We start from the raw sequence: 16959 nt of genomic DNA, 5'->3' as shown, positions 1-16959 counted from the left end.
TCCGATCGAGGGTGATTTGCCGGGTGGTCGCGGAGGCGATTAGCCTTGATCAGGACCACGTCGTGGCGCCACTGTCGTCGAAGGTCGCATGCGACCTCATCGGAGGAGAAGATGGGCAACACTCACACGCAGACTGTGAGCACACGCGCTCGACGCGCCGTGGCTCCTGCGTGTTGTCGTTGCCGCTGATCGCCCCTGTCCGGGGCTGCTCGCACTGCTCTCACGATTCCCCTGAGTCCGCTGTGACCGACGATCCGGCGGTGACCGGGAATTCCTCGCATCCGATGCGGTTCGAAAGGCACATCATGTCCGATTCGACGGTATTGCCCGTCATCGATCTGTCCGATCTCAACGGCGACGAAACAACGCGCAACACCCTGCTCGATCGCCTCCGGGAGGCCACCCACGAGATCGGGTTCTTCCATCTCGCGGGTCACGGGATCGACCCCGTGCTCGCCGACGAACTCGTCGCGGCGGCCCGCGAGTTCTTCGCCCTCCCCGAGGCGGACAAGCTCTCGATCGAGAACATCCGCTCACCCCACTTCCGCGGCTACACCCGTGTCGGTGGCGAACGCACCCAGGGCTACGTCGACTGGCGCGAACAACTCGACATCGGCCCGGAACGCGATGCCGTCGCCGCGATCGACCCCGACCGCCCCTGGGAGGTGCTGCACGGCCCCAATGTGTGGCCCGAGCAGGTCCCCCGACTACGCGAACTGGCACTGCGGTGGATCGACGAGGCCGGCAACGTCGGACGCCGACTGCTCGGCGCATGGGCCGAATCCCTCGGTGCCCCCGCCGATCACTTCGAGGACGCCTTCGCCGATCCCGACCCGCTGCTGAAGATCGCGCGGTATCCCGGGCACGACCGCTCGGTCACCGATCAGGGGGTGGGCAGCCACAAGGACGTCGGCGCGCTGACGTTGCTCTATCCCGAACCCGGCAGCACCGGATTCCAGGTCGAACGCGACGGCCGGTGGGTCGACATCGACCCGCTCCCAGGGCATTTCATCGTCAACATCGGCGAACTCCTCGAGGTCGCCACCGGCGGCTACCTCCAGGCGACCGTCCATCGCGTGCTGCCGCCGCCGGCGGGCACCGACCGCGTGTCGCTACCCTTCTTCCTCAATCCCGGTCTCGACCGCGAACTCCCGCCGGTGGAGCTGCCCGCGGATCTCGCCGCGGCCGCCCGCGGCGTGGGCCCCGACGCCCACGGCGGCACGCTGCACGCCGTCTACGGCCTCAACGCACTCAAGTCCCGCCTGCGGGCACACCCGAACGTGGCGGAGCGTTTTCACGCGGATCTCCTCGCCCGCTTCGCCGCACACCGATAATCGATCTGTCCGTCCCCGCATTTCCGAAGTCCCCGCATCTCCAACGGAAGGTATCCACCCGATGTCACTGCGTCGTATCGTCGTCGCGTCCGCCGCGCTCACCCTCGCTGCGGGCCTCGCGGCCTGCTCGTCGTCCGAAGGGGACGACACCACCCTCCGGATCTCGGCGTCGTCCACCCCGCACGTCGAGATCCTCGACCAGATCGTGAGCACCGGGGCGCTGGGCGACTACGAACTCGACATCGTCGAGATCACCGGTGAGGTCGATCCCAACGAACTGCTCGAGGCCGGCGACGTCGACGCGAACTTCTTCCAGCACGAGCCCTACCTGACGGACTGGCAGAAGCAGAAGGGTGTCGACGACCTCGTCGCCGTCGCCGACGTGCACCTCGAGCCCATCGGCCTCTACTCGAACAAGATCGCCTCGCTCGACGAGCTGAAGGACGGCGACACCGTCGCCGTGCCGCGCGACACCACCAACTACGCCCGCGCGCTGTACCTGCTCGAATCGGCCGGTCTGCTCGAGATGGACGTGCCCTTCGAGGAGGCCGACCTGTCGGTGGTCACCGAATCGAACATCACCGCCAACCCGAAGAACCTGAACCTCGTCGGCATCGAGCGTCCGCAGCTCGCCCGTCAGCTCGACGACGCGCAGATCACCGCCGCCGTGATCAACTCCAACTACGCGCTCGAAGCCGGCCTGAACCCGGCCGAGGACGCCATCGTCACCGAAGAGGTCGAGGACAACCCCTTCTCCAACCTGCTCGTCGTGCGGGCCGAGAACGAGAACGACCCGGCCGTGACCGCGCTGGCCGAGGCCCTCGAGTCGCCCGAGACGGCTGCCTGGATCGAGGAGACCTACTCCGGCGCCGTGCTGCCGGTCCACCCGACGAACTGATGATCGTCGTCGAGAACCTCGTCAAGACCTTCCCCGGAGCCGGGCGCTCCGGGGAGGTCGCGGCGCTGCGGGGGGTGTCGCTCGAGATCCCGGACGGCGAGATCTACGGCATCGTGGGCCCGTCCGGATCCGGCAAGTCCACGCTGCTGCGCTGCCTGAACCTGCTCGAGCGGCCCACCTCGGGACGGATCCTGCTCGGCAAGGACGATCTGTCGACGCTGTCCGGTGCGGAACTGCGCGCGGCCCGTCGACGGATCGGGACGGTTTTCCAGCAGTTCAACCTGCTGCACTCGCGCACCGTGATCCGGAACGTCGAGTTCCCCCTCGAAGTGGCCGGGATCGGCAAGGAACAGCGCCGCACGCGGGCGCTCGAGCTGCTCGATCTCGTCGGCCTGGCCGGCAAGGGAGAGAGCTACCCCTCGCAGCTGTCCGGTGGTCAGCAGCAGCGCGTGGGCATCGCCCGCGCACTCGCCGCAGAACCCGAGGTACTGCTGTGCGACGAGGCCACGAGCGCCCTGGACCCGGACACCACCGATCAGGTCCTCGATCTGGTCGCCGAGGTGAACAGACGACTGGGTGTCACGGTCGTGGTGATCACCCACGAACTCGGGGTGCTGCGCCGGATCTGCAGCTCGGCTGCTCGGCTCGACGCCGGACAGGTGGTCGAGACGGGCCGGATCGTCGATCTCGTCGCCGATCCCGAGTCGGCGCTCGGGCATGCGCTCGTCCCGGTCGGCACCGACCCGTCGACGGGTTCGGGTGCCGACACGGCTCTGGTCACCGCGATCGGTGATGCCGCGCACGGACCGTGGCTCGCGGAGATGATCCGCGCGATCGACGCCGACATCGCTGTGGTCGGCGGCCGGGTCGAACAGGTCGGCAGCGTCACCGTGGGCCGGATGCGCCTGCGGTTCACGGCGGGCACCGATCGGTCACTCATCGAGGGCTTCGTGGCCGAACGCCCGTATCTGAGCCTGGCGTGGGGGACGGAAGCCGAACTGGAGGGACTCACGGAATGACGGTGCAGGCGCGATGAACAAACTGCAGTGGTACGACGCCTTCCCGGAGGTGTGGGAAGCCACCCTCGAGACGCTCTACATGGTTGCGGTGTCCTTCGTGCTCACCGTCGTCGGTGGTGTGCTGGTCGGGATCGTGTTGCAGTTGACGTCACCGTCCGGGCTGTGGCCCCGCCGGACGCTCAACACCGTCCTCGGCGTGATCGTCAACCTGTTCCGCTCGCTTCCCTTCCTCATCCTGCTGATCGCGCTGATCGGATTCACCCGCTTCATCGTGGGCACCGCGATCGGGCCGACCGCGGCGATCGTGCCGCTGACCATCGGTGCCATCCCGTTCTTCGGCCGCATCGTCGAATCCGCTCTGCGGGAGGTGCCCCGAGGCCGGGTCGAGGCGGCCCAGGCGATGGGGGCCACCAACGCGCAGATCGTGCGCAAGGTGCTGTTGCCCGAAGCACTGTCCCCGCTGATCGCCGGTGCCACCCTCACCCTCGTGCTGCTGGTGGGCTATTCGGCCATGGCCGGTGTCATCGGTGGCGGCGGTCTCGGCGACTTCGCGATCGTCTACGGCTACCAGCGGTTCAACACGCCGGTGCTGTTGCTCGCGGTGGTCGTGCTCATCGTGATGGTGCAGATCATGCAGTCGATCGGTGATCTCATGGTCCGCAGGCTCGCGCACCGGCGGTGACGCCCCACAAGCCGGGCGCACCACCGGTGCGTCCGGCTCAGCGGTCGAGTTTCGCGATCGCCTCGTCGACGAGCGGGACGTAGCGGTCGATCGACCACGGCACGGTGAGCGGATTGATCATCGACGATCCCGTGACGAACGGCTGTTCCTCCGGCGCGACGAGCGAGCCGCGCGCGATCGCCGGAATCTGCTGGTAGACGGGCTGCGATTCGATCTCCGCGCGGTTCGCCGGGTCGGAATAGAACGTGAAGATCAGATCCGAGTCCTTCAGCAGGCCGGCGTTCTCGAGCCCGATGACCGCCGAGTCGGTGCCCTCGGTCTCCTCGAGTGTGTTCGCGACCGGGTCGACCGTCAGACCGAGTCCGCGAACCATCGCCACGCGCTGCTCGTCGGGCATGAAGACACCCAGCGTGCCGGGGCCGGTGTTGTAGATATAGGAGAACGTCACGCCGGCGTATTCGGGGTGCGCGGCCGCGGTGCGTTCGAAGGTGTCCTCGATCCCGGTGATCAGATCCAGTGATTCGTCGTGCTTGCCGAGTGCGGTGCCGATGGTCTCGATCTGGTCCTGCCAGGTGATCGTCCACGGCAGTTCGGGATAGGCGACGGTCGGAGCGATTGCCGACAGCAGGTCGTACTGTTCCTGCGTGATCCCGGACCACGGCGCGAGGATGACGTCCGGGGCGAGTCGGGCGATCGCCTCGACGTCCACCTCGGTGCCGCCGGTGAACTGCTCGGGCAGCGGCTCGCCGCGTTCGGTCAGCTCCTCGTGGATCCAGGGCAGGTATCCCGTTTCGTCGCTGCCCCAGGGATATTCCTCCATCCCCACCGGGGTGACACCGAGAGCGATCGCCGTCTCGGCCGAGCCCATCCCGAGCGTGACGACCCTCTCGGGCTGCGCGTCGATCTCGGCGGTGCCCAGTGCGTGCTCGATCGCGACGGGTTCGAAGTCGCCTGTCGCAGAGCCGTTCGCGTCGTCGCCACTGCCGGACGAGCACGCGGTGAGCGCGACGGCGGCGGCGACGAGTACGACTACCGCGCGCGGCCCGCGGCGGCGCGGGGATCGGAATTTCATGAGTACCTCTCGCTGATCGGGGCCATGTCGAGAGGTGAGCCTAACCTTCTGGCCGGACCGCGGGTTACCGACAGATTTCCGGGCGGTCCACGACTTCGTGATGTCCCACAAACAGATCGCGAGACGGATGTCACATTTGATAGTATTCTGTTACCGAAACCGCTCACGGCCCGAGCGGGAGAGGGGACGGCCGCACTCGGCCACCGCGGGGGTTCGCTCATTACCGACGATTCGTCGACCGGGAACGATGAGTGGATGCGGGGGTACGGGATGCGTCGTTCCGGGGAGGAACGGAGATGCTCATGGTTGCATCCACGGACAAGAGGTCCGATTCGATGCCACGCTCGAATCGGCGGATTCTCGCGATCATCGCGCTCACGGGAATGCTCACGATCGGATTCCTGGCTGCGGTGTTCACCGGGTCGTATCTGATCGGTGCCGCATTCGCCATGCTCACCGGCGCATGCATCGTGCTGGCGCACCTGATGATCGCGCCCGCCTCGATCATTCACGACGACGAGACGGAGACGGCCACCCGTCCCGAGATCCGAGAGCGGTGGCATCCCCTCGGTAGTGGATCCTGAACTCGTCCCGGCCCGCCGATGTCGCGGCGCCGCCGCGACACGCGGGTTCCCCGGACGGGCGGGTGTGCTCGGTTAGCATCTTGCCCGTGACCGACTCGCTGCGCATCCTCGTCTACAGCGACGATGCGACCGTGCGGCAACAGGTTCGTGATGCCCTCGGTACCCGCCTGCACCCGGACCTGCCTCCACTCGACTACGTCGAGGTCGCGACACCGCCGGTCGTTGTCGAACGCATGCACGTCGGCGACATCGCTCTCGCGGTGCTCGACGGTGAATCCGCTCCGGCCGGTGGCATGGGAATCGCGAAGCAACTCGAGGACGAACTCGACTCGTGCCCGCCGATCATCGTGTTGATCGCCCGGGCCGACGACGAGTGGCTCGCCCGCTGGTCGGGCGCGGAGGTGGCGCTGCGCCATCCCGTCGACCCGATCAGGCTCGGCCGGCAGGTGCTCGCTCTGCTCACCCCTCGCTCCCGCCCCTCCTGACCCTTCCGGCGCGCGACCGCCCGGCCGCGAACTCGTATGCGGGGCCGGAGAATCTACTCTCCTTCCGGTTGTGGAGCAGTCCGACACGCCGCCCCGAATCGAGGGCGTGAAATCGCGACAAGTCCGACGCGAACAGCACTAGTGTGTGCCGTAACTCACAACCCGGAGCCGGGGTGGAACCGCCCGGCGCACGGCGGGGGTGGGTTCGCGGGCACGAGCAGACCCGCGGCCGGATTCGCGCGAGCAACCGGAGGTCGCATGAACGCTTACGTACCGATCCTGGTACTCGGTGGCATCGCGCTCGCCTTCGCGATCTTCTCCGTCGCGGTGGCGAGCCTCGCGGGCCCGAGCCGGTACAACCGCGCCAAGCTCGATGCGTACGAGTGCGGTATCGACCCCACCCCCCAGCCGGCGGGAGGTGGCCGCTTCCCGGTGAAGTACTACCTCACCGCGATGCTGTTCATCATCTTCGACATCGAGATCGTCTTCCTGTACCCGTGGGCGGTCCATTTCGACGCGCTCGGCGTCTTCGGTCTGGCGGCGATGGCGCTGTTCATGTTCAACGTCTTCGTCGCCTACGCCTACGAGTGGAAACGAGGAGGCCTGACATGGGACTGACGACCCGCATGTACGACGGGATGTCCTGGATGCGAACGGGTTCCGTGAGCGGAGGACCGGCGGCTGATCGACCGGTCCGGGTCCGGGGGAGGTGACGGGCATGGGCATCGAAGAGAAGGTTCCCAGCGGTTTCCTGCTCAGCACCGTCGAGACCCTCGCCGGTTTCGCGCGCAAGGGCTCGCTGTGGCCGGCGTCCTTCGGGCTCGCGTGCTGCGCCATCGAGATGATGGCCACCGCAGGCGGCCGCTACGACATCGCCCGCTTCGGCATGGAGGCCTTCCGGGCCTCGCCACGACAGGCCGACGTGATGATCGTCGCCGGTCGCGTCAGCCAGAAGATGGCCCCCGCGCTGCGCCGCGTCTACGACCAGATGGTCGAACCGAAGTGGGTGCTGGCGATGGGCGTGTGCGCCTCCTCGGGCGGGATGTTCAACAACTACGCGATCGTCCAGGGGGTCGACCACGTCGTCCCCGTCGACATCTATCTCCCGGGCTGCCCGCCCCGACCCGAGATGCTCCTGCACGCCATCCTCACCCTGCACGAGAAGATCGCGCAGATGCCCCTCGGTGTGAACCGGGCGGAGGCGATCCGCGCCGCGGAGGAAGCGGCCCTGGCCCAACGCCCCCTCATCGAACTGACGGTGCCGCCGCGATGACCGATCTCCAACGGACAGGATCCGACCACGACGACCGCACCGACGAGGTGATCGCCGTGCGGCGCGGCATGTTCGGCGTGCGCGGATCCGGCGATACCAGCGGCTACGGCCGACTCGTGCGCCGGGTATCGCTGCCCGGCAGCACCGAACGTCCCTACGGCGGATACCTCGACGAGCTCGTCGACACGCTCGAGGACGTCCTCGACGAACGGTCCGGCGACACCGGGGTGGGTTACGTGCAGGCGGTCGAGAAGGTCGTCGTGCACCGCCACCAGCTGACCGTCTTCGTCCGCCGCGACCATCTGCCGCTCGTGGCCCGCACCCTGCGCGACCATGCGGATCTGCGCTTCGAGCTGTGCCTCGGGGTCAGTGGGGTGCACTACCCGCAGGAGTCGGGACGCGAACTGCACGCGGTGTATCCGCTCGTCTCGATCACCCACAACCGCCGGATGCGGCTCGAGGTCGCGATCCCCGACAGCGACCCGCACGTCCCGTCGCTCTACCGCATCTACCCGACGAACGACTGGCACGAGCGCGAGACCTACGACTTCTTCGGGATCGTCTTCGACGGGCACCCCGCGCTCACCCGCATCGAGATGCCCGACGACTGGCGCGGACATCCCCAACGCAAGGACTACCCTCTCGGCGGAATCCCGGTGGAGTACAAGGGCGCCCGGATCCCGCCACCCGACGAACGGAGGGCGTACACGTGACGAGCGAACCCGCGACCGAGACCGTCTTCGACGCCGTCGGACGCGACTGGGACGACATCACCGCTGCCGTACGCGACAGCGGTGAGGACCACATCGTCGTCAACATGGGACCCCAGCACCCGTCCACCCACGGAGTACTGCGCCTGATCCTCGAGATCGACGGCGAGACCGTCACCGAGGCCCGCTGCGGAATCGGCTATCTCCACACCGGGATCGAGAAGAACCTCGAATTCCGCAACTGGACCCAGGGCGTCACCTTCGTCACCCGCATGGACTACCTCGCCCCGTTCCACAACGAGACGGCCTACTGCCTCGGCGTCGAGAAACTGCTCGGCATCGAGGATCTCGTCCCCGACCGCGCGCAGGTCGTGCGGGTGATGCTCATGGAACTCAACCGCATCTCCTCGCACCTGGTGGCGCTGGCCACCGGCGGCATGGAACTCGGTGCGACCACGCCCATGCTGTTCGGCTTCCGCGAACGCGAACTGATCCTCGACGTCTTCGAGACGATCACCGGACTGCGGATGAACCACTCCTACATCCGGCCCGGCGGACTGTCCCAGGACCTGCCCGACGAGGCCGTGCCGATGATCCGCGACCTGCTCGTCCTGCTGCCCGGCCGCCTCGCCGACCTCGAGGCCCTGTTCACAGACAACCCCATCTTCATCTCACGCACCCGCGACATCGGCTGCCTCGATCTCACCGGCTGCATGGCCCTCGGCGTCACCGGACCGATCCTGCGATCCACGGGCCTGCCCTACGACCTGCGCCGAGCCGAACCCTACTGCGGGTACGAGACCTACGAGTTCGACGTCGTCACCGCCGAGGGATCCGACTGCTACGCGCGTTATCTCGTCCGGATCGGGGAGATGCGCGAATCGTTGAAGATCGTCGAACAGTGCCTCGACCGGCTCCGTCCCGGACCGGTGACGGTGCAGGACGGCAAGATCGCCTGGCCGTCGAAACTGCAGCTCGGACCGGACGGACTCGGCAACTCGCCCGACCACATCCGTCACATCATGGGCGAGTCGATGGAGGGCCTGATCCACCACTTCAAGCTCGTCACCGAGGGCATCCGCGTCCCGGCGGGACAGGTCTACATCGGCGTCGAATCGCCACGCGGCGAGCTCGGCGTCCACATGGTCAGCGACGGCGGCACACGCCCCTACCGCGTGCACTACCGCGACCCGTCGTTCACGAATCTGCAGGCCGTCGCGGCGATGTGCGAAGGCGGCATGGTCTCCGACGTGATCGCCGCCGTCGCCAGCATCGACCCGGTGATGGGGGGAGTGGACCGATGAGCACCGAATTCGTGCGCGCCGCGGGTGCGGAGACCACCGGCACCGCGGCCACGAGCGAGACCTCCGCCGCCGTGCCGATGACCGAACCGGCCGGACGCGAACCCGTCCTCGTCCCGCTCGGGCCGCGACCCGACGAGGACACCTATCTCACCCCACCCGACGCACCGCGCCGCTATCCCCACGACGTGCGTGCCCGCCTCGACGCCGACGCCGACCGGATCGTCGCGCGCTACCCGCAGCCCCGATCGGCGCTGCTGCCGCTGCTGCACCTCGTGCAGGCGGAGGACGGGTACATCACGCCGGCCGGCATCGAGTTCTGCGCCCGGCGGCTCGGACTCACCGGCGCCGAGGTCGCCGCCGTCTCGACCTTCTACACCATGTACCGCCGCTCGCCGACCGGCCGCCACCACGTCGGGGTGTGCACGAACGCGCTGTGCGCGACGATGGGCGGCGACGAGATCTTCTCCGCCCTGTGCACCCGGCTCGGCATCGGACACGACGAAACCACCGCCGACGGCGCGATCACCCTCGAACACATCGAATGCAACGCGGCGTGCGACTACGCCCCGGTGATGACCGTCGACTGGGAACTGTTCGACAACCGCACCGTCGACTCCGCGATCGAACTCGTCGACGACCTGCTCGCCGGCGGCACACCCACACCGACGCGCGGCGCCCCGCTGCGTAACTTCCGCGACACCGCGCGCCTGCTCGCGGGGATCCCCGACGACCGGCCCGGTGCGCTCGAGGCCTCCGGTACCGCCGGACCGGCCTCCCGCGCCGGGCTCGAGGTCGCCCGCAAGCACGACATGCGGGCACCGGAACCACCGGAGAAGGACGAGGTCGTCGTCGCCGTCGGGAAACCACCGACGGGTCTGACCCCCGTACTCACCCGCTACTGGGACGAGGACCAGGCGTGGACCCTCGACGCCTACCGGCGGCACGGCGGATACGAAGCCCTGCCCATCGCCCTCGGGATGGACCCGGATACGGTCATCGCCGCGGTGAAGGACTCCGGGATCCGCGGTCGCGGCGGCGCCGGATTCTCCACCGGCACCAAGTGGTCGTTCATCCCCCAGGGCGACGACAAGCCGCACTATCTCGTCGTCAACGCCGACGAATCCGAACCGGGCACCTGCAAGGACATCCCGTTCATGCTGGCCACCCCGCACGCCCTCGTCGAAGGCGTGATCATCGCCGCCTACGCGATCCGCGCCCGGCACGCGTTCATCTACTTGCGGGGGGAGGCCGTCCCGGTGCTGCGGCGCCTGCACGCCGCGGTCGCGGAGGCCTACGAGGCCGGCTATCTCGGACGCGACATCCTCGGCTCCGGATACGACCTCGAACTCGTCGTCCACGCCGGTGCGGGCGCGTACATCTGCGGTGAGGAGACGGCGCTGCTCGACTCCCTCGAGGGCCGCCGCGGCCAACCACGCCTGCGCCCACCCTTTCCCGCCGTCGCCGGACTGTACGCGTGCCCGACCGTGGTCAACAACGTCGAATCCATCGCGAACGTCCCGCTCGTCATCCGCAACGGTGTGGACTGGTACCGCTCGATGGGCACCGAGAAATCACCGGGCTTCGCGATGTTCTCGCTCTCCGGGCACGTCACCACCCCCGGCCAGTACGAGGCCCCGCTCGGCATCACCCTGCGCGAGCTGCTCGGCTACGCCGGTGGTGTGCGCGCCGGCCACCGACTCAAGTTCTGGACACCCGGTGGCTCGTCGACCCCGATCTTCACCGACGAACACCTCGACGTCCCCCTGGACTACGAGAACGTCGCCGCCGCCGGGTCGATGCTCGGGACCCGGGCCCTGCAGATCTTCGACGAGACCACCTGCGTCGTCCGCACGGTGCTGCGCTGGACCGAGTTCTACGCGCACGAATCGTGCGGCAAGTGCACCCCCTGCCGCGAGGGCACCTGGTGGCTCGTGCAGATCCTCGAGCGGCTCGAACACGGCCGGGGCACCGAAGCCGACCTGGAGAAGCTGCTCGACATCTCCGACAACATCCTCGGCCGGGCGTTCTGCGCGCTCGGGGACGGCGCGACCAGCCCGATCACATCGTCGCTGAAGTACTTCCGCGACGAATACGTCGCCCACTTCGAGCACGGCGGCTGCCCGTTCGACCCGCACCTGTCGACGCTCGCCGCCGACGCCCCCGCGGAAGGAGGCGAGCGATGACCGCAGTGTCCGGTGCCGGAGCGGAGAAGTCCGAGACCACCGACCTCGTGAACGTCACCATCGACGACACCGAGATCGCCGTGCCCAAGGGCACTCTCGTGATCCGCGCTGCCGAACTGATCGGGGTCCAGATCCCGCGGTTCTGCGACCACCCGCTGCTCGAACCGGTCGGTGCGTGCCGCCAATGCCTCGTCGAAGTCGAGGGGCAGCGCAAACCGCTCGCCTCGTGCACCTCGGTGGTCACCGACGGGATGGTCGTGCGCACCCAGTTCACCTCACCGGTGGCCGACAAGGCCCAGCGCGGCGTGATGGAACTGCTGCTCATCAACCATCCGCTCGACTGCCCGGTGTGCGACAAGGGCGGCGAGTGCCCACTGCAGAACCAGGCGATGTCCAACGGACGCGCCGAATCCCGTTTCGAGGACACCAAACGCACCTACCCGAAACCCATCGCGATCTCCTCGCAGGTGCTCCTCGACCGCGAACGCTGCGTGCTGTGCGCGCGGTGCACCCGCTTCGCCGACCAGGTCGCGGGCGACCGGTTCGTCGACATGCTCGACCGCGGGGCGCTGCAGCAGGTCGGCATCTACACCGAGGAACCGTTCGAGTCGTACTTCTCCGGCAACACCGTCCAGATCTGCCCGGTCGGCGCGCTCACCGGCGCCGCCTACCGGTTCCGCGCCCGCCCGTTCGATCTCGTCTCCACGCCGAGCGTGTGCGAGCACTGCGCGAGCGGTTGCGCCCAACGCACCGACCACCGTCGCGGAGTCGTGCTGCGCCGACTCGCCGGGGACGACCCCGAGGTCAACGAGGAATGGAACTGCGACAAGGGACGCTGGGCGTTCACCTACGCCACCGCCGACGACCGCCTCACGACGCCCCTCGTCCGCGACGACACCGGAGCACTCGTCCCCGCCTCGTGGATCGAGGCGCTCGGCGTCGCCGCCCGCGGCTTGGCGGCGGCGCGCGGCAGGGCCGCAGTCCTCACCGGTGGCCGGCTCACCGTCGAGGACGCCTACGCGTACGCGAAGTTCGCGCGAACGGCGCTCGGCACCAACGACATCGACTTCCGCAGTCGAGCCCTGTCGGAGGAGGAGACGGACTTCCTCGCCTCGCGGGTCGCCGGACGACGCCTCGACGTCACCTACCGCGACCTCGACCGCGCGCCGGCGGTGCTCCTCGTCGGATTCGAGCCGGAGGAGGAAGCGCCGATCGTGTTCCTGCGGCTGCGCAAGGCGGTCCGGCGGAACAGGTTGCAGGTCTTCACGATCGCCCCGTTCGCCTCGCGCGGCGTCCACAAGCTGTCGGGGTGGGTCGAACAGTGCGTCCCGGGCGACGAGGCGCGCGCACTCGACGCGATCCGCACCGGCGCATCCGCCGACGCCGCGGCTGCGCTCCGGGCTCCCGGTGCGATCGTGCTGGTAGGGGAGCGGGCCGCAGCCTCGCCCGGCACGCTGTCCGCCGCCGCGACCCTCGCCGACGAGACCGGAGCCCGCCTCGCGTGGATCCCCCGCCGCGCCGGTGATCGCGGAGCCCTCGAAGCCGGCGCCTTCCCGACACTGCTGCCCGGCGGTCGCCCGATCGGCGATCCGCAGGCCCGGCGCGACGTCGAGTCGGCGTGGGGTCTACCGGCCGACACCCTGCCGTCGGAGCCGGGCCGCGACACCGACGCCATCCTCGCCGCGGCCGCCGAAGGTGATGTGGCTGCGCTCGTGGTCGCCGGCGTCGACCCCGCCGACCTGCCCGACCCCGATGCCGCACTCGCGGGTCTCGACGGTGCCGGCTTCGTCGTGAGTCTGGAAGTGCGACGCAGCGCGGTGACCGACCGCGCCGACGTCGTCTTCCCCGTCGCGCCGGTGGTCGAGAAGGCCGGGAGCTTCCTCGACTGGGAGGGGCGCGAACGTGCCTTCCCGATCGCCCTCCGCGACACCGGAGCACTGCCCGACCACCGGGTGCTCGCGGCGATCGCTGACGCGATGGACCTCGACGGAGGCCTCGACGATCCCGGTCCCCACGACGTCGAGACCCTGCGCCACGAACTCGCGGAACTCGGACGATGGACGGGCACCGTCCCCGAGTCGCCGGGAGTGTCCCCGCGGCCTCCGCGACGTCCCGTTCTCGGGGAAGCGGTCCTCGCCACCTGGCGGATGCTCCTCGACGCGGGCCGGTTGCAGGACGACGAACCGCACCTCGCCGGAACGGCGCACGAACCCGTCGCCCGTCTGTCGGCCGCGACGGCCGCGGAGATCGGCGCCGCCGACCATCATTCGCTCACGGTCTCCACCGAGCGCGGCTCGATCACGCTGCCGCTGGTGGTCGACGACCTGCCCGACCGTGTCGTCTGGCTGCCCACCGCCTCCCCGGGATCGATGGTGCACGGCGATCTCGGTGTCACCGCCGGTGATGTGGTGCGGATCCGGGCCGCCACGACGGGTTCCGGATCGGCCGAGGAGGATCCGCGATGAGCGTCACCGCCCAGCAGCCCGTGGACCTGTCGATGTTCGGCATCGACCCGTGGTGGCTCGTCGTCGTCAAGGCCGTGGCCATCTTCGCGTTCCTCGTCCTGACCACCCTCGTGATGATCCTCGCCGAACGCAAGATCATGGCCTGGATGCAGATGCGGGTCGGACCCGACCGGGTGGGACCGAAGGGACTGTTCCAGACCGTCGCCGACGGCCTGAAACTCGCGCTCAAGGAAGGCATCATCCCGACCGGGGTGGACAAGCCGATCTACATGCTCGCCCCGATCATCGCGACGGCTCCGGCGTTCATGGCGTTCGCGGTCGTTCCCTTCGGGCCGGAGGTGTCGATCCTCGGGAACCGGACGCCGTTGCAGCTCACCGATCTTCCCGTCGCGGTGCTCTACGTCCTGGCGATCACCTCCGTCGGCGTCTACGGGATCGTGCTCGCCGGCTGGGCCTCCGGTTCGACCTATCCGCTGCTCGGTGGTCTCCGCTCGACCGCGCAGGTCATCTCCTACGAGATCGCGATGGGACTCGCGTTCGCCGCGGTCTTCCTGCAGGCGGGCACGATGTCGACCTCGGGCATCGTCGCCGCGCAGAACGACCTGTGGTTCGTCGTGCTGCTACTGCCGTCCTTCCTGGTGTACTCGGTGTCGATGGTGGGGGAGACCAACCGCGCGCCCTTCGACCTGCCCGAGGCCGAGGGTGAACTGGTGGGCGGATTCCACACCGAGTACTCGTCGCTGCGATTCGCGATGTTCATGCTCGCGGAGTACGTCAACATGGTCACCGTCTCCGCGCTCGCGACCACCCTGTTCCTCGGCGGCTGGCACGCGCCGTGGCCGCTGACGCCGTGGAGCGGCGCGAACTCGGGCTGGTGGCCGCTGCTGTGGTTCGTGATCAAGGTGTGGGTCGTGCTGTTCGTCTTCGTGTGGCTGCGCAGCACCCTGCCGCGACTGCGCTACGACCAGTTCATGGCCCTGGGCTGGAAACTGCTCATCCCCGTCTCGGTGGTGTGGGTGATGATCGTGGCCGCGCTGCGCATCCTCGACACCGACGACGTCCTGCCCGGCACCGCGAGCCTCATCGTCGCCGGGGTGCTGTCCACCGCCCTGCTGTTCGCCTACCTCACCCTGCAGGGGCGGCGGACCCGGCGCATCGCACAGGCGACGGAACCACCCGCCGACGTCGACGAGGAATTCGACGCCATGGCCGGGGGCTTCCCCGTGCCGCCACTACCTGCTCGGTCGAGCACCCGATCGAGTCCGCCCGCCCCGGCGGGTCGTCTCCCAGGAGGATCGTGATGGTCGAATTCCGCGGCCCGCTCGCCGGTTTCGGTGTGACGCTCACGACGATGTTCAAGAAGCCCAACACCGAGCAGTATCCGGAGCAGAAGAGACCCACCGCACCCCGCTATCACGGACGCCACCAGCTCAACCGGTATCCGGACGGACTCGAGAAGTGCATCGGCTGCGAACTGTGCGCGTGGGCGTGCCCGGCCGACGCCATCCACGTCGAGGGCGCCGACAACACCGACGAGGAGCGGTACTCGCCCGGCGAACGGTACGGGCGCGTCTACCAGATCAACTACCTGCGGTGCATCGGCTGCGGACTGTGCATCGAGGCGTGCCCGACCCGCGCGCTGACGATGACGAACGAGTACGAGATGGCCGCCGACAACCGTACCGACATGATCTACGAGAAGGACCGCCTGCTCGCCCCCCTCGAACCCGGGATGCAGCCACCGCCGCATCCCATGGCACCCGGCGCCACCGACGAGGACTACTACCGGGGCACGATCCCCGTCCCGGAACACGCGTCCGCCGCCGACGGGGAGGAACGCCGGTGACCACCGCCCTGCTCGCCGCCGAACTCACCACGACCTCCACCGGGGAGGCCGTGCAGTTCTGGATCCTCGGCGCCGTCGCGGTACTCGGGGCGCTCGGCGTCGTCATCGCACCGAAAGCCGTGTACTCGGCGCTGTTCCTCGCCATGACGATGATCGTGCTCGCCGTCTTCTACATCGCGCAGGACGCATTGTTCCTCGGTGTGGTGCAGGTCGTCGTCTACACCGGTGCCGTGATGATGCTGTTCCTGTTCGTGCTCATGCTCGTCGGAATCGACTCCGCCGACTCCCTCGTCGAAACCATCAAGGGACAGCGCGTTCTCGCGATCGTCGTGGCGATCGGCTTCGCGGCTATGCTCATCGGTGGCATCGGGAACACCGCGGTCTCCGGCTTCGCGGGACTCGACGCGGCCAACGCCGGCGGCAACGTCGAGGGCCTGGCGGTGCTGCTGTTCATCGACTACGTCTGGGCGTTCGAACTCACCGGAGCCCTGCTCATCACCGCCACCGTCGGTGCGATGGTGCTCGCCCACCGGGAACGTCTGCAGCCGAGGCAGACCCAACGCGAACTCGCCGCACGCCGGTTCCGCGAAGGGGAGCGGGTCACACCGCTGCCGGCCGCGGGTGTCTATGCCCGCCACAACGCCGCCGACGTCCCGGCCCTGCTCCCGGACGGATCGTTCTCCGAACTGTCGGTCGGCGAGTTGCTCGGCCGCATCGGACGCGACTGGGACCACACCGAACTCGGCCTGCGTGAACCCGGCGACGACGCGAGGAAGGATCGGCGATGAACCCCGAGAACTACCTCTACCTGTCGGCACTGCTGTTCACCATCGGTGCGGTGGGAGTTCTCCTGCGCCGCAACGCCATCGTCGTGTTCATGTGCGTCGAGTTGATGCTCAACGCCGCCAACCTGGCCTTCGTCACCTTCGCGCGCATGCACGGCAATCTCCACGGACAGGTGTTCGCCTTCTTCACGATGGTCGTCGCGGCCGCCGAGGTCGTCGTCGGCCTCGCGATCATCGTGACCATCTTCCGGACGAGGCGATCCGCCTCCGTCGACAACGCCGACCTGCTCAAGTACTGACTACCCCACGAGGACGGTGA

The 16959-nt window shown here is 68.5% G+C and carries 17 protein-coding genes; 16 read left to right on the top strand and 1 reads right to left on the bottom strand.

Annotation, left to right across the window (positions count from 1 at the left end; translation table 11 throughout):
* Positions 1-305 precede the first annotated feature (305 nt).
* From LPH33_RS14440 to LPH33_RS14425, 4 genes are all read left to right on the top strand, one after another.
* Positions 306-1334, top strand: a complete 1029-nt coding sequence (locus LPH33_RS14440; RefSeq protein WP_229565012.1) for an isopenicillin N synthase family dioxygenase — start codon at positions 306-308, stop codon at positions 1332-1334.
* Positions 1335-1395: 61 nt separating this feature from the next.
* Entirely contained in the window at positions 1396-2232 is an 837-nt protein-coding gene (locus tag LPH33_RS14435; RefSeq protein ID WP_016696051.1) for a MetQ/NlpA family ABC transporter substrate-binding protein, read from the top strand.
* Complete coding sequence (locus LPH33_RS14430) at positions 2232-3251, top strand: methionine ABC transporter ATP-binding protein (RefSeq protein ID WP_229565011.1); 1020 nt, start codon at positions 2232-2234, stop codon at positions 3249-3251. The genes LPH33_RS14435 and LPH33_RS14430 overlap by 1 nt, the downstream gene beginning before the upstream one ends.
* Before the next feature lie 13 nt (positions 3252-3264).
* Positions 3265-3933, top strand: coding sequence for a methionine ABC transporter permease (locus tag LPH33_RS14425; protein WP_016696053.1), 669 nt, complete (start codon positions 3265-3267; stop codon positions 3931-3933).
* 37 nt (positions 3934-3970) lie between these two features.
* On the opposite strand, the gene LPH33_RS14420 is transcribed toward LPH33_RS14425, so the two are convergent.
* Positions 3971-5005 carry an iron-siderophore ABC transporter substrate-binding protein gene (locus LPH33_RS14420; RefSeq protein WP_229565010.1) on the bottom strand — a complete coding sequence of 345 codons (1035 nt, stop codon included), beginning with the start codon at positions 5003-5005 and terminating at the stop codon, positions 3971-3973.
* A gap of 335 nt (positions 5006-5340) precedes the next feature.
* Here LPH33_RS14420 and LPH33_RS14415 point away from each other — a divergent pair, with 335 nt between their 5' ends.
* From LPH33_RS14415 to nuoK, 12 genes are all read left to right on the top strand, one after another.
* Positions 5341-5589: a hypothetical protein gene (locus LPH33_RS14415; RefSeq protein ID WP_229565009.1), complete on the top strand. Its 249-nt coding sequence runs from the start codon at positions 5341-5343 to the stop codon at positions 5587-5589.
* A gap of 80 nt (positions 5590-5669) precedes the next feature.
* Positions 5670-6074, top strand: coding sequence for a hypothetical protein (locus LPH33_RS14410; RefSeq protein WP_229565008.1), 405 nt, complete (start codon positions 5670-5672; stop codon positions 6072-6074).
* 258 nt (positions 6075-6332) lie between these two features.
* Positions 6333-6692, top strand: a complete 360-nt coding sequence (locus LPH33_RS14405) for an NADH-quinone oxidoreductase subunit A (RefSeq protein ID WP_229565007.1) — start codon at positions 6333-6335, stop codon at positions 6690-6692.
* Between the two features lie 100 nt (positions 6693-6792).
* Complete coding sequence (locus LPH33_RS14400; protein ID WP_059381031.1) at positions 6793-7347, top strand: NuoB/complex I 20 kDa subunit family protein; 555 nt, start codon at positions 6793-6795, stop codon at positions 7345-7347.
* Positions 7344-8060 (top strand): NADH-quinone oxidoreductase subunit C, encoded by a 717-nt coding sequence (locus LPH33_RS14395; RefSeq protein ID WP_160875876.1) that lies wholly within the window; start codon positions 7344-7346, stop codon positions 8058-8060. The genes LPH33_RS14400 and LPH33_RS14395 overlap by 4 nt, the downstream gene beginning before the upstream one ends.
* Entirely contained in the window at positions 8057-9361 is a 1305-nt protein-coding gene (locus tag LPH33_RS14390; protein WP_229565006.1) for an NADH-quinone oxidoreductase subunit D, read from the top strand. Before LPH33_RS14395 ends, LPH33_RS14390 begins: the two co-directional genes overlap by 4 nt.
* Positions 9358-11544 carry an NADH-quinone oxidoreductase subunit NuoF gene (nuoF, locus tag LPH33_RS14385; protein WP_229565005.1) on the top strand — a complete coding sequence of 729 codons (2187 nt, stop codon included), beginning with the start codon at positions 9358-9360 and terminating at the stop codon, positions 11542-11544. The genes LPH33_RS14390 and nuoF overlap by 4 nt, the downstream gene beginning before the upstream one ends.
* The gene (locus LPH33_RS14380; RefSeq protein WP_229565004.1) at positions 11541-14009 is read left to right on the top strand and encodes an NADH-quinone oxidoreductase subunit G; all 2469 of its coding nucleotides are present in this window, start codon (positions 11541-11543) and stop codon (positions 14007-14009) included. Before nuoF ends, LPH33_RS14380 begins: the two co-directional genes overlap by 4 nt.
* Positions 14006-15310: an NADH-quinone oxidoreductase subunit NuoH gene (gene nuoH / locus LPH33_RS14375; protein ID WP_229565003.1), complete on the top strand. Its 1305-nt coding sequence runs from the start codon at positions 14006-14008 to the stop codon at positions 15308-15310. Before LPH33_RS14380 ends, nuoH begins: the two co-directional genes overlap by 4 nt.
* A complete protein-coding gene (gene nuoI / locus LPH33_RS14370) occupies positions 15310-15855 on the top strand; it encodes an NADH-quinone oxidoreductase subunit NuoI (protein ID WP_016696064.1) in 546 nt (181 codons plus the stop codon). The genes nuoH and nuoI overlap by 1 nt, the downstream gene beginning before the upstream one ends.
* Positions 15852-16643, top strand: coding sequence for an NADH-quinone oxidoreductase subunit J (locus tag LPH33_RS14365; protein WP_229565002.1), 792 nt, complete (start codon positions 15852-15854; stop codon positions 16641-16643). Before nuoI ends, LPH33_RS14365 begins: the two co-directional genes overlap by 4 nt.
* Positions 16640-16939 carry an NADH-quinone oxidoreductase subunit NuoK gene (gene nuoK, locus LPH33_RS14360; RefSeq protein ID WP_006554035.1) on the top strand — a complete coding sequence of 100 codons (300 nt, stop codon included), beginning with the start codon at positions 16640-16642 and terminating at the stop codon, positions 16937-16939. Before LPH33_RS14365 ends, nuoK begins: the two co-directional genes overlap by 4 nt.
* Positions 16940-16959 lie beyond the last annotated feature (20 nt).

The organism is Rhodococcus sp. RDE2, assembly GCF_020885655.1.
Lineage (GTDB): Bacteria > Actinomycetota > Actinomycetes > Mycobacteriales > Mycobacteriaceae > Rhodococcus > Rhodococcus pyridinivorans.
Note: the sequence above shows the minus strand (reverse complement) of the source record. Positions and strands in the feature narration are given on the sequence as shown.